We start from the raw sequence: 12,175 nt of genomic DNA, 5'->3' as shown, positions 1-12,175 counted from the left end.
CGTGAGGGGGGATCACCCACCAGAAAGTTAGAGCAGGCTCACCAATTCTTGATTAGAATTTTGTAGTTGCTCAACCCACCTGGAAAATTCTGTATTGCTTATGCGATCGCTTCTGTATCGGTGATGCGATCGCTTCTGTATTAGTGATGCGATCGCGCTTTAGTTTATGCGATCGCTAATCCTTTATGCGATCGCTAATCCTTTATGCGATCGCTAATCCTTTATGCGATCGCTAATCCCGCAGCAAAACCCCAAAACAAAATCAGTTTGACTGGTGGTGCGTTACGGGACGGGCTCTCACCACACTGACTACGAAGTTGAACATGCTGGCAAGCCCGCCCCTAACGCACCCTACTCCTGCTCCCGATTCCCGATTCCCGATTCCCGATTCCCCACTCCCGATTCCCCACTCCCTAAAGGAATTTGTTACAAAACTTTTCAAAATATGCTATAATTAAATATTTTTTGTGCTATACTCAAAATGGAGATACAAAAGTAAGAGCCAGCCCGAAGATGTACACGCCCAAGGCTGGCTCTGGCTCCCCTTTAAAGGAGATACCTAAATTATGTCCTATAGTCCCAGCTTACAACCGTGGGTCATGATTCGCCTATTGCGAGGCAGGCCACCATTAGTTTTCGCTCGGTTCTGCAGCCCTTCTGATGCCAGGAGCTATTCGCAAGCCATGAAACATCTCATGCCTGATGCTAAGTTTTTAATTTTTCTTGATAAAAGTCTACCCATGGATGAAGAAGAATAGGGATCTTGCTCTTGTTCCCCCCTTATTAAGGGGGGTTAGGGGGGATCACCCACCTGATCAGGGTAGGTTTTTTACATTTGAATCGGGAATCGGGAGTCGGGGTAAGAAACTTGACTGTACCTCCTGTACCTCATAAGTATGATAAGCCCTATCAAAATCTTTCCCATTTTCCGAAAACCCTTGCTAGCTTATAGGAGATAGGGGGATGTTTGCCCTGCTCCCTGCTCCCTGCTCCCTGCTCCCTGCTCCCTCCAATAATTTATCCCTCACCCAATTGAACACTGCTCTATGAGACAAAGAATTCAACAGCTCCAGGAAAATCTCGGTCGTGTGATTGTTGGTAAAGCAGATGCCATTCGTCTAGTGATCGTGGCCCTATTGGCTGGGGGTCATGCCTTGCTGGAAGATGTCCCTGGTGTGGGCAAGACACTACTAGCGAAATCCCTAGCCCGTTCCATAGATGGGAAATTTCAACGTATTCAATGTACCCCTGACCTATTACCTACGGATATCACAGGAACCAATATCTGGAATCAGCGCAGTGGTGAATTTGAATTTCTGCCAGGTCCAGTATTTACCCATGTCTTGCTAACCGATGAAATTAATCGAGCCACACCCCGGACCCAGTCAGCCTTATTGGAAGTAATGGAAGAGCAGCAGGTCACCGTAGATGGGCGATCGCGTCCCGTACCTCAGCCCTTTTTCGTGATTGCCACCCAAAACCCAGTGGAATATCAAGGTACCTTCCCCTTGCCAGAAGCCCAAATGGATCGATTCCTATTATCTTTATCCCTAGGTTATCCCACAGAACAAGAAGAACTCCAGATGTTGCAACGCCATCTAGAAGGAATGATGGTTTCCGAGCTCACCCCCTGTATCACCACCGATGAAGTATTAGAATTACGGCATCTTTGTCAGCAGGTCAAAGTAGAACGGTCACTACAAGAGTATATGCTCAATTTAGTCAGAGCATCCCGTTCCGCCGAAGATGTCACCTTAGGAGTCAGTCCTCGCGGTACCATTGCTTTACAACGGGCAACCCAGGCACTAGCCTTTGTGGAAGGTCGAGATTATGCCATCCCAGATGATATCAAGTTCCTGGCACCTTATGTACTGTCCCATCGTCTCATTACCTCGGGGGGGCGTCGTGCTCAGCCCATTGTTGAGCAATTGTTGCGCTCTGTACCAATCCCTTAAAGAGTGTTGTGTGTGAGGTATGTCCAAATTTTTGAACTCAAGAAGCCCAAGGCGAAACCGTAGACGTTCACCTTGGGTTCTATTGTTATTGCTAATTTTTTGGAGTATTAGCATAGGATGGGGACTGGAGCGAGCCGTAGGATATACGATTGAGCCAGAAACAGTTACCTCCACCCCCACCGAAGTAATCGCATCCATGGACCCAGTGTCCAAACGCTACAAATTAGGCAAAGACCTTTACCTAGAAAACTGTTCCGCTTGTCACATTGCTTTGCCACCAGAAGTATTGCCTACCGAAACCTGGCGTCGGTTATTGTTAGAGCCACAGGAACATTATGGTACGCAACTCCGAAGACTGCTTGGTCCAAGTTTATTGCTGACCTGGCAATACTTGCGAGACTTCTCCCGTCCCCATAACAAAGACGAAGAAGTCCCTTATCGTATGACCCAATCCCGTTATTTCAATGCCCTGCATCCCCGAGTCAAAATCCCTCGACCCTTTGGGGTTAAAACCTGTGTTACTTGTCATCCCGGTGTCGCAAACTACGATTACCGCACCCTGACCCCAGAATGGCAGGATGCCCCCTAATCCGGTGATGGGGAAATGGGGAAATGGGGAGATAGGGAGATAGGGAGTCTGGGAGTCTGGGAAATTAGGGAAGTATAGCGCTTTCTAGTCTAATCAGATACACAAGATTTTTTCACTCTTGGCTCTTGGCTCTTGGCTCTTCTGTGTTCCCGATTCCCGATTCCCGATTCCCGATTCCCGATTCCCGATTCCCGTTCCCCTCCTGGGAGGGGTTAGGGGTGGGTTCCGATTCCCGATTCCCGATTCCCTGTTCCGAGATCCCTTGTGCTACAGGCTATAACATTGTGTTACAATTACTACAAAACCAATTTAACAATTCCTTTATTATTTAGTGCATAGCAGTTCTATAGGATTGGTCAACAGTCAGAGTTCTTATCCAGAACACAGAACATAAAACTCATAAAAATCTACCAATCTTGATGACCTTGCCTGGAAAGGTTGAGGTAACTGGTAAAAAGGATAACTGGTAAAAAGGAAGGTATTCAACCTATGAAATACACCTTTGAAATCTTAGGAGTATCTCCTGTCCTAGACTTTTTCAATCATCAACAGACGTTGAGTCAGAGAAAAGTCCCACCAAAACTGAAATACTTAGGTACTTATCAGTGTACCCTTGATGCTTTAATTGAATCAGCTGAAACCCTTCCCTCCCAGGCAGATTGGGGTATAGATAAAGCTGTAGACAGTGTCATTGAATTCTGGATGAATCACCCAGAAATCATCAGTTATTGGAAACAACGATTAAATGATGCTGGTAAGGATAATTTACTGGTGTCAAGGGTGGCAGATTTTGAATCATTAAAAGCTGAGTTTGAATCCTTGATCAGTAGTTAAAATAGGTAAGTAAAAGGTAAGCTACCAGCTATCAGCTATCAGCTATCAGCTATCAGCTATCAGCTATCAGCTATCAGCGAACAGCGATTAGCGCTACGCGCACCCTTGGCCTTGGCCGTTGGCCACGCTACGCGAATGGCCACGCTCCGCGAACGCGAACAGTTTATTTATGGGCTATGCACATTCTTATTGATCACGAAAGCATTTAGAATAAAAGAAAGAGGTAAGCATTTGTTTAATCTGAGTTAAATCTGCTGACCGCTGACCGCTGACCGCTGACCGCTGACCGCTGAATGCTTATTTTTCCAGCTATTGCGGCTCAGATTCTGCTGATGACGCACCTATCTTAGTTTTCAAACTATCTTCCAAGTACTGTATTCTTTTGCGTTGGTTATCAATATTTACTATTGTTTCATTATAATCCTGCTCTAACTCATTAATCCGTTTCCGTTGCCGAGCTAGTTTACGACTTTGGTTGATTAGGGTAGGTGTGGAGATTAATAAACCAGTTAAACAGCCCATAGATAGAGCTAAAAGAATCACTATAGATAAGGGTTCTTCTATAGTCCAAACCCCAAAGTTGACCGGCACAATGGTTTTATTTTGGAGGGCGAATAAGATAGCTGCTATAGCTAAGCCGATCACGAAGCCCGAAATCAAAAATAATAAGCGCATAGTCTCAACTCACTCCTTGGTAATCCCCTAGATCGTAAGCATTCAGCCGTGAGCGGTCAGCTATCAGCTTGTAGGGTGGGCAAAAACAGTTTGATTGTTTTGAGTATTAATGATTATATTACTTTGCCCACCCTACTTTAATTCGTCTGATACACCACACGCTGATAGGGTGGGCAAAAACAGTTTGATTGTTTTGAGTATTAATGATTATATTACTTTGCCCACCCTACTTTAATTCGTCTGATACACGACACGGTGATAGGGTGGGCAAAAACAGTTTGATTGTTTTGAGAGGATATCTCCCAAGTTTTTTGATACTGAATTTTGCCCCCCTAGCCCCCCAACTTTGGGGGGAACAAGAGTCAATTTGCTTCTAAAAGTCCCCCAAAATTGGGGGATTTAGGGGGCTTGGATGTAGCAAATGAGACTTCTCAGACAACCTCTGAGTATTAATGATTATATTACTTTGCCCACCCTACTTTAATTCTACTTTAATTCGTCTGATACACGACACGGTGATAGGGTGGGCAAAAACAGTTTGATTGTTTTGAGTATTAATGATTATATTACTTTGCCCACCCTACTTTAATTCGTCTGATACACCACACGCTGATAGCTGATAGCTGAATGCTTACCCTAGATCAGACTTGACTCAATTATTGTAAGCTAAAATCTAGATGGAAAAAATCACAGAGGGGTACACAAGCATTCAGCAGTCAGCAGTCAGCGGTCAGCGGTCAGCGGTCAGCGGTCAGCTTAAAATAAACCTTGAACGGGAGCATTGAATAATGCTTACCTGTTTTATTCAAAAGCACCTCAAGTAGCCTGCCCATAGCCCATAAGCTGATAGCTGAGGGCTGACTGCTAAAGGCACCTCAAGTAGCACCATCTGTAGCGCATATGCTTACCTGATAGCTTACTGCTGTTGAGCCTTCTGTGTCTTTTTCCGACCGCCATCGCCAGTTCTTAACTATTGGAGACATGAACAGATGTCTTTACTATTTATCCAACCCAAACCGATCAGGCAGAGCCAGTTACTCAATCGTCTAGTCTTAGAGCGTCAGACGACGGAAGAAATTGGTCATGTCGATCAACTCTTGTTGGACTATCAAGCTCATCGAGTCGTGGCCTTAAGGTGTAAGTCTGGATTACTTGGGGCGAAAAAACGCTACTTTGCTTGGGGTCAAGTCGAGAGTATTGGCACCGATAGTATTCTCGTCAACACTAGCAAAAATCACAAAACTCAACAGAAAACGGAGTCTTGGGATTCCCTGATCGGACATGAGGTATGGACAGATGCGGGTAACAAAATTGGTAAGCTAGTGGACTACTTGCTTAAACCCAAAAGCGGTAGTGTAGTTAACTATCTCTTCTCGGACCTTGGCTGGCATGGGGTTATGGATGGTATGTATCTACTCCCACCCGTAGCAATTTCGAGTATTGGCAGCAAGCGGATAATTGTACTGGATGCAGTTGCTCAAAATAGTAAACAGTATGGGGAAGGACTTAATCAAAAAATTAGTCAAGCTACAGACCTGATCAAGGAAGATTATCAAAAAACTGTCCAGGAATTTCAAGATGTCAAGCGAAAAGCTCAACATATACCAGAACAGTTTAAAGATAAAGCCCAATCAGTTACTGAACAGTTGAAGGATAAAGCCAAAGCGACCACTGCACAGTTTAAAGATAAAGCTCAATCAGTTACTGATCAGTTGAAAGACACAGCTCAGGCTACCACCGCACACTTACAGGATAAAGCCAAATCCGTTACGAAGCAGTTGAAAGATAAAACATAACAGGACTCTAAGGATTTATAATCAGGCGATAATTTTTGCCGATGGCTGTTAATTGGGAATTGGGAATTGGGAGTTATGAATTTTCCATTTTCCATTTTCCATTTTCCATTAACTAAGACCCAAGACCAATAAGTCTTTACTAATAAGTCATGACGTGAACTAGATCTGATTGCTTATAAATACATTTTACCAACTATATTAGTATTCTCCCCTTCTGATAATTTGCGGTTAAATAAATCAATAAATCAATTTTTGTCAGTCATACTAACCACTAAGCAAGCAATGGTAAACAGACAGTAACACGAGTACCTAAACCTATTTTACTTTCCATAACTATCTCACCTTGATGGTGTTCCACATAACTTTTGACAATTGATAACCCCAATCCAATTCCCCCTATGGAGCCGATATTACTCCCACGACTAAAGGAATTAAATAACTCACCTTGATCGTGCTTAGGAATGCCAATTCCTTCATCGGTAACTTCCAGTATTACTTGATTAGTGTCACATTTAAGGTTAAGTTCGACTTTGCCTCCTTGAGGAGAATATTTAATAGCATTAGAGAGGAGATTAGTTAGCATTTGGCTTAGTAGCTTAGGATCTGATCTGAATTCCTGACAGTCACCTTCATGCCTAAACAAGAGCTGGTGCTTATAGGTGGTTTTAGATTTGATTTCATCAACTAATTTACTACAAAATTCAACTAAGTCTATAGGTTCGGGTTGTAAATCTAGTTGCTTAAATTCTGTCTTGTTAATAAATAGCACATCATCCACTAAACCAGTCAGTTGCTGAACCATGGATTGGATACGTCTACAATGTTTTACTTGCCGAGTCAGATCCATTTGATGACAGTACCGTTCCAGGATTGCTGCTGATGAAGAAATGGTAGTTAATGGGGTGCGGTACTCATGGGAAATGCTAGAGATAATCCGAGATTTAAAATTGCTCAATTCTTTTTCTTTAACCAGTGATTGACGTAGTTTAATTTCCAAAACTTGGAGCTGATCATTAGCTACTCTTAGTTCAAGTGTGCGCTCCTCAACCCGACGTTCTAGCTCATCATTCAGTTGCTTCTGAGCAATTTCTATTTCCTTGCGAGTGGTGATATCTCGCAGTGATGCCATATAGGCTTTTTTACCTTCCCATTGAATCTCTACTAGCTGGATTTCGGCAATAACAATTTTTCCATAGGAGGAGCGAATATCTAGTTCTGTAGTTTCGCCAACCACTAGGGAACTGCACCATAGTTCTCCTTGGAGTTTCTCCGCTTTACAGTTCATCAGGGATTCTGCTGCGGGATTAACAAATTGAATCATTCGATTGTGATCAATAATCACAACACCATCAGCATTTCTGGTAATCATGGTGCGAAATTGCTCTTCACTGGCTCGTAGGGCTTCAGTTTGTCCCTTCAGTGCTAACAGCAGTCGTTGCCGCTCAATGCCATAGCGCATCGCTCGTACCAATAGGTTCCGATCAAATTCTCCTTTAACTAAGTAATCCTGTGCTCCTTCTTGTAGCGCTTCTATGGCTAAATTCTCATCAGTCAGTCCACTCAGAATGATTATAGGCACTTCGGGACACTGGGCATAAATTTCACAAAATGTCTCTAGACCTTTTTGATCTGGTAAGAACAGGTCACAGAGTACGATATCAATATTTCCCTGCTTTAGGCATTCGAGACCTTGCTCTAAGGTCTCTACATGGGTGAGTGTTGCTCGAAAATGTTTTGCCTTTTTGAGTAATGCTTTAATCAGCTCAACATCCTGGATATCGTCTTCAATTAATAGGATTTGGGTACAATCAGGATGGTCTGCTCTTTCTGTGGGGAGTTTATTCTGAAAATAAATGACTGAAGCAGGGACTGGTGCAGAGAAATTAGTTTGATCAGCTGAAGGAGAAGTGACTGGTAGGTACGTTGATGACATTGGAATACCGTTAACTAATCAACAAACATCGGTTAGATATCAATTAAATCTAATATGTTAATATTGACCTAAAAAAAAACCTGTTTCCACCGTAATTTCACTAATAGTCATCTCCGTACTTATACGGATAATTCACTAAAAAATGCACATAAAACCCGTATAATCCTTGAGATCAAGGGGATTAAAATACAAAAAAGTATACCGTCTGAGGGTCTTCGATGGCTAACTTAGCCTCGAATCATAAAATTAATCTTAAATATCAGGAGGCGTAATGGTGGTAAGATTTCAATAATTAGGTTTATCCTTGAAGGCATTAGCCATGATCAGATTAGGCTTGAGGCTAATGGTTTCTGACCTATAGCGCTACCCACTGGGAATCGGGAATCGGGAATCGGGAATCGGGAATCGGAAATCGGGAATCGGGAATCGGGAATCGGGAATCGGGAATCGGGAATCGGGAATCGGGAATCGGGAATCGGGAATCGGGAATCGGGAATCGGGAATCGGGAATCGGGAATCGGGAATCGGGAATCGGGGGAAGACTGTGGGGAGAGGGGAGAGGGAAGAAGGGTAGTTGTACAAAAGTAGCGATTTTAGCTCCCGTTACCTTGACCAGACCGTAGCCAAACCACTAGATCTTTACCACTACCTAGACATGTAAAAATTTTGAATTTTGAATTTTGAATTTTGAATTCCGCTACATCTTTACCACTAGTTAAACATGTTTGAATTTTGAATTTTGAATTTTGAATTTTGAATTCCAGCTAGTTTATGGCGGCGGTAGTTTCACAACACTAAACCAGAAATCTTCTAGGGCTTCGATAATCTTGTCAAATTCTTTTAAGCTAATTGGTTTTTTAAGATAACAGTTAGCTCCCAAGTCATAGCTTTTTACAATATCTTCCTGAGCATCTGAAGTGGTCAGCATCACAACGGGTATTTGCTTGAGGTTATCATCACCTTTGATATGCTGGAGAATCTCTTGTCCATTCATCCCAGGCAGGTTTAGGTCTAGCAAAATTAAGTCAGGTTGCTGGGAATCAGCATACTCCCCCTCTCTGTACAGGTAAGCCAGGGCTTGAGTACCATCCATAACCACATGGAGGTTAATCGCCAGTTTCGCTTTGTTGAGTGCTTTCCTGGTGAGTTCTATATCTCCAGGATCGTCTTCTATTAGCAGAATTTCAGGGAATTTACTGTACATATCATAGTTATTTGAAATTGGGTTATTTGAAATTGGTTATAATATCGTTTATTATTGATTTTTTATCCACAAACCCATGAGTCATATTTGGCTACCAACTCTGATGAATTGGCAGGGTAAAATAGAATCTTGAGCCAACACCAGACTCGGATTCGACCCAAATATTTCCGCCGTGACACTGGACAATTTTCTGACAAATGGCTAAACCAATCCCGGTACCGGGATACTTGCTCCTACCATGTAGCCGTTGGAATATGGAAAAAATTCGTTCAGCATACTTGCTTGGAATACCAATACCATTATCTCGAACCCCTATTAACCATTGGGATTCCTGCAACTGAGCTTCAATGTGAATCTCAGGAGTTGCCTCGGAACGGAATTTGATGCCATTACTGATTAGATTCTGGAACAATTCCACCATGTGTTGAGGATTAGCTGGGATAGTTGGTAGTGGATCATGGGTGATGACAGCATGATTTTCTTTAATGGTAACACTCAAGTTTTCAAGAACCTGCTCAAGCACTTCAGCTATATCTGTGGGTTCAAAGGTCAGTTCAGACCTACCCAAACGGGAGTAGGCGAGCAGATCTTTAATCAGAGTCTGCATCCGGAAGACACCATCAACAATGTAAGCCATGTATTTGTCTGCTTCGCCATCCAATTTCCCCTGGTACTCTTCCACCAGCAATTCTGTGAAACTCTTGACTTTCCGCAGGGGTTCTTGTAAATCGTGGGAAGCCACATAAGCAAACTGTTCCAGTTCTCGGTTAGAATTCTGTAGTTGCTCAATCGACCTTGAAAATTCTGTATTGGTTATGCGATCGCTAATGTTACAGCTATACCCCAACACAAATTCTACTGAACCATGACTGGCCAACTCTGGTACCAGACAGGATTGATAAAACTGTAGCCCATTCTCTGTGATCCACTGGAATTCAATCCTCTTTTCTTGACCTGTGGCAAACACCTTTTCCATCGCTCTATCCCATAAGTGGATAAAGTCTTCTGGCATCTGGAGGTCATGATGGGTTTTGCCGATTAATTCTGACTGGGCTATCCCAAATGCCTGTGACAAGGCCGGATTAGCATAGACATAACGAAATTCCCGGTCAAATACCGCTATACACTCGGGAGAATTTTCGACTAGGGACTCCAAGAGGTCTTCCCGAGAGCTTAGAAATAGTTTTGCTGGTTTGCGATCGCTTTTTTGAAGGCTCATTCTTTTGGCAGACAAGTCGGAGAAGGAACAATCAATCAAACCTTCTGTGTAGAGACGTTGCAGACCAAGTCTCTACAAACAAGAACGATTTAACCGGAGACGATATCAATTTTAGCTTTGACCTCAGTTATTACTCTACACTGGCAGCAACTGGTTCGCTTCTCAGTTGTGCTCAATCCGATCCTACTGGAATTGATAGTAGCCATTACCCATGACCCGATCCTAGATATGATCATTAGTCAACCGGATTTGATCAGGACTTAGGCACCTCATAAATCAAAGGCTGGAATCGGTGTAATTATTTTAATAAACCGGCTTGGCGGCGTAAGTCCTGTTGATCTTTGATGTCTGTTAAATTATCATGTTTCAAACTACTCGCCGACGCCTTGCTCTGTGGTATACTACGGTCACAGCAGTCTTACTGTTACTATTTGCAACTGGTGTCTATCTTTATGTCCGCCACACCCTGATTGAACGGGTTGATGACACCCTCAAACATGTCGTAGAAGTGGTAGAGCGATCACTGGTGATTCAACCTGTGGATGATGGCGAGAGTCCCTACCAATTCAACATTGAAGCCAGTTTTCGAGACAATAGTGATGGGGTAGAAGATGACCACATTGACCTGGAGTGGTTTAGTCCGAAGGGGGATTTGCTGTGGTCAACCTTCTCAGAACCCTTAACTATTCCGTTAAAGGCCAACACCACTAGGGCAACAGTTCATTTATCAGCAGAGCATCTCCTGCGACAGTTAACCCAACCGGTGCAAATCGAGGATTATATCTTGGGTTATTTACGGGTTAGCCACCCATGGTTTGAAGTCACCAAACCCAGCCACCAACTGATATTTGATCTGACTCTAGGTACAGTGGTGATGATTATCTCTACTGGTGCTATTGGTTGGTTACTATCTGGTATGGCTATGAAGCCAGTACGGGAGTCGTACCAACGGCTCAAACAATTCACTGCTGATGCCTCCCACGAACTCAGAAACCCAATTGCGACGATTCAGACTAACGTGCAAGTTGCTCTGGGGGATCCCGATTTAGCATCTGAGTTGCAACGGCACCAACTCGAAGTGATAGAGCGATTAACCCAGCGCTTAGGAAGACTGGTGAATGACCTGCTGTTTTTGGCTCGTGCTGATAGCGGTATGGTAAAACCCCAGTGGCAATTAGTCCACCTGGATGCTTTGCTGATGGAAGTGATCGAGGAGCAACAGCCGATTGCTACAGAAAAACGCATTTCCCTTTACTTGATTGAAATCCCCAATCCCGATCAGGAAAAGAGCACAGAGTTAACAGAGGGAACAAAGGAGACAGAGCAGACAGAGGAAGAGATGGGGGCTGATCAGGTATTTCTGCCACCCTGCCCTAGTAAAGGGTTCCAAAATCCAACATTGGACGAAGATGCCTTTACCCTTGAGGGGGATTGGAATCAATTGGCACGTTTATTTACCAATCTAGTGAATAACGCTGTCCAATACACACCAGCCTCTACCAAAACTCCAGGGGAAGCATTTATTCAAGTGGAATTACAACAGTTAGAACCTCCCAGCAAACGTAGGGCAAGAAACCTGCAATTCCTGCTTCAAGTCAAGGTAACTGATTCCGGTCAAGGCATCTGTGCATCAGCATTACCTCATATTTTTGATCGCTTTTATCGAGCTGATCCAGCCAGACCCTATGATACAGCAAAAGGAGCAGGGCTAGGTTTAGCGATCGCTAAAACAATAGTTGAGAATCACCACGGTCAAATCGAAGTTGAAAGCACTCTCAACCAAGGGACAACCTTTACAGTTACAATACCCGTTTTTAGAAAAAGCAAGGCTGAAAGCCCTGTCGAAAGCGAGCAGGTATGAAAGCAAAAATATTTTGTATAATCATGTGTCTGCCAAAATTGACAATGCGATCGCGTAGCGCTTCCAAAGGAACATCCCTCTGTAGTCAGAGGTAGTTTCGCGCTATAGT

Annotated in this window: 14 protein-coding genes; 9 read left to right on the top strand and 5 right to left on the bottom strand. The window is 43.4% G+C overall.

The window, feature by feature from the left end:
• The first annotated feature begins 274 nt into the window (after window positions 1-274).
• The 6 genes from LYNGBM3L_RS42395 to LYNGBM3L_RS32955 all read left to right on the top strand — a co-directional run bounded on the left by LYNGBM3L_RS42395 (window position 275) and on the right by LYNGBM3L_RS32955 (window position 3,378).
• Window positions 275-454 carry a hypothetical protein gene (locus LYNGBM3L_RS42395; protein ID WP_131827027.1) on the top strand — a complete coding sequence of 60 codons (180 nt, stop codon included), beginning with the start codon at window positions 275-277 and terminating at the stop codon, window positions 452-454.
• Window positions 455-566: 112 nt separating this feature from the next.
• Window positions 567-758, top strand: coding sequence for a hypothetical protein (locus LYNGBM3L_RS32970; protein ID WP_008191666.1), 192 nt, complete (start codon window positions 567-569; stop codon window positions 756-758).
• 288 nt (window positions 759-1,046) lie between these two features.
• A complete protein-coding gene (locus LYNGBM3L_RS32965) occupies window positions 1,047-1,955 on the top strand; it encodes an AAA family ATPase (RefSeq protein ID WP_008191660.1) in 909 nt (302 codons plus the stop codon).
• An 88-nt stretch (window positions 1,956-2,043) separates the two neighbouring features.
• Window positions 2,044-2,544 (top strand): diheme cytochrome c, encoded by a 501-nt coding sequence (locus tag LYNGBM3L_RS32960; protein ID WP_229414779.1) that lies wholly within the window; start codon window positions 2,044-2,046, stop codon window positions 2,542-2,544.
• A 125-nt stretch (window positions 2,545-2,669) separates the two neighbouring features.
• On the top strand, window positions 2,670-2,876 hold the full coding sequence (locus LYNGBM3L_RS42390) for a hypothetical protein (protein ID WP_131827028.1): 207 nt from the start codon (window positions 2,670-2,672) through the stop codon (window positions 2,874-2,876).
• Window positions 2,877-3,033: 157 nt separating this feature from the next.
• Window positions 3,034-3,378 (top strand): hypothetical protein, encoded by a 345-nt coding sequence (locus LYNGBM3L_RS32955; RefSeq protein ID WP_008191655.1) that lies wholly within the window; start codon window positions 3,034-3,036, stop codon window positions 3,376-3,378.
• A gap of 309 nt (window positions 3,379-3,687) precedes the next feature.
• Here the strand turns inward: LYNGBM3L_RS32955 and LYNGBM3L_RS32950 are convergent, their stop codons facing one another.
• Window positions 3,688-4,053, bottom strand: coding sequence for a LapA family protein (locus tag LYNGBM3L_RS32950; protein WP_008191653.1), 366 nt, complete (start codon window positions 4,051-4,053; stop codon window positions 3,688-3,690).
• A 989-nt stretch (window positions 4,054-5,042) separates the two neighbouring features.
• Between LYNGBM3L_RS32950 and LYNGBM3L_RS32945 the strand changes: the two genes are divergently transcribed.
• Window positions 5,043-5,849 (top strand): PRC-barrel domain-containing protein, encoded by an 807-nt coding sequence (locus LYNGBM3L_RS32945; protein WP_008191651.1) that lies wholly within the window; start codon window positions 5,043-5,045, stop codon window positions 5,847-5,849.
• A 271-nt stretch (window positions 5,850-6,120) separates the two neighbouring features.
• On the opposite strand, the gene LYNGBM3L_RS32940 is transcribed toward LYNGBM3L_RS32945, so the two are convergent.
• The 4 genes from LYNGBM3L_RS32940 to LYNGBM3L_RS32930 form a co-directional block, all read right to left on the bottom strand.
• Window positions 6,121-7,782 (bottom strand): hybrid sensor histidine kinase/response regulator, encoded by a 1,662-nt coding sequence (locus LYNGBM3L_RS32940; RefSeq protein WP_008191649.1) that lies wholly within the window; start codon window positions 7,780-7,782, stop codon window positions 6,121-6,123.
• A 363-nt stretch (window positions 7,783-8,145) separates the two neighbouring features.
• Window positions 8,146-8,364: a hypothetical protein gene (locus tag LYNGBM3L_RS44810; RefSeq protein ID WP_154659993.1), complete on the bottom strand. Its 219-nt coding sequence runs from the start codon at window positions 8,362-8,364 to the stop codon at window positions 8,146-8,148.
• Between the two features lie 187 nt (window positions 8,365-8,551).
• A complete protein-coding gene (locus LYNGBM3L_RS32935) occupies window positions 8,552-8,986 on the bottom strand; it encodes a response regulator (RefSeq protein WP_008191647.1) in 435 nt (144 codons plus the stop codon).
• A 91-nt stretch (window positions 8,987-9,077) separates the two neighbouring features.
• Window positions 9,078-10,205, bottom strand: a complete 1,128-nt coding sequence (locus LYNGBM3L_RS32930; RefSeq protein ID WP_008191644.1) for a sensor histidine kinase — start codon at window positions 10,203-10,205, stop codon at window positions 9,078-9,080.
• Between the two features lie 117 nt (window positions 10,206-10,322).
• On the opposite strand from LYNGBM3L_RS32930, the gene LYNGBM3L_RS44805 reads away from it, so the two are divergent.
• The gene (locus LYNGBM3L_RS44805) at window positions 10,323-10,469 is read left to right on the top strand and encodes a hypothetical protein (protein WP_008191642.1); all 147 of its coding nucleotides are present in this window, start codon (window positions 10,323-10,325) and stop codon (window positions 10,467-10,469) included.
• A gap of 97 nt (window positions 10,470-10,566) precedes the next feature.
• Window positions 10,567-12,066: a sensor histidine kinase gene (locus tag LYNGBM3L_RS32925; protein ID WP_008191640.1), complete on the top strand. Its 1,500-nt coding sequence runs from the start codon at window positions 10,567-10,569 to the stop codon at window positions 12,064-12,066.
• The last annotated feature ends 109 nt before the right edge of the window (window positions 12,067-12,175 follow it).

The organism is Moorena producens 3L, from assembly GCF_000211815.1.
In the GTDB taxonomy this organism is placed as follows: domain Bacteria; phylum Cyanobacteriota; class Cyanobacteriia; order Cyanobacteriales; family Coleofasciculaceae; genus Moorena; species Moorena producens.
This window is presented reverse-complemented; position numbering and strand designations above follow the sequence as displayed.

What these genes read in the sequence shown, in the direction of transcription:
- LYNGBM3L_RS32970 (WP_008191666.1), top strand. Translation starts at nt 567, where the DNA reads ATGTCCTATAGTCCCAGCTTACAACCGTGGGTCATGATTCGCCTATTG.
- LYNGBM3L_RS32965 (WP_008191660.1), top strand. Translation starts at nt 1,047, where the DNA reads ATGAGACAAAGAATTCAACAGCTCCAGGAAAATCTCGGTCGTGTGATT.
- LYNGBM3L_RS32955 (WP_008191655.1), top strand. Translation starts at nt 3,034, where the DNA reads ATGAAATACACCTTTGAAATCTTAGGAGTATCTCCTGTCCTAGACTTT.
- LYNGBM3L_RS32950 (WP_008191653.1), bottom strand. Translation starts at nt 4,053, where the DNA reads ATGCGCTTATTATTTTTGATTTCGGGCTTCGTGATCGGCTTAGCTATA.
- LYNGBM3L_RS32945 (WP_008191651.1), top strand. Translation starts at nt 5,043, where the DNA reads ATGTCTTTACTATTTATCCAACCCAAACCGATCAGGCAGAGCCAGTTA.
- LYNGBM3L_RS32940 (WP_008191649.1), bottom strand. Translation starts at nt 7,782, where the DNA reads ATGTCATCAACGTACCTACCAGTCACTTCTCCTTCAGCTGATCAAACT.
- LYNGBM3L_RS32935 (WP_008191647.1), bottom strand. Translation starts at nt 8,986, where the DNA reads ATGTACAGTAAATTCCCTGAAATTCTGCTAATAGAAGACGATCCTGGA.
- LYNGBM3L_RS32930 (WP_008191644.1), bottom strand. Translation starts at nt 10,205, where the DNA reads ATGAGCCTTCAAAAAAGCGATCGCAAACCAGCAAAACTATTTCTAAGC.
- LYNGBM3L_RS32925 (WP_008191640.1), top strand. Translation starts at nt 10,567, where the DNA reads ATGTTTCAAACTACTCGCCGACGCCTTGCTCTGTGGTATACTACGGTC.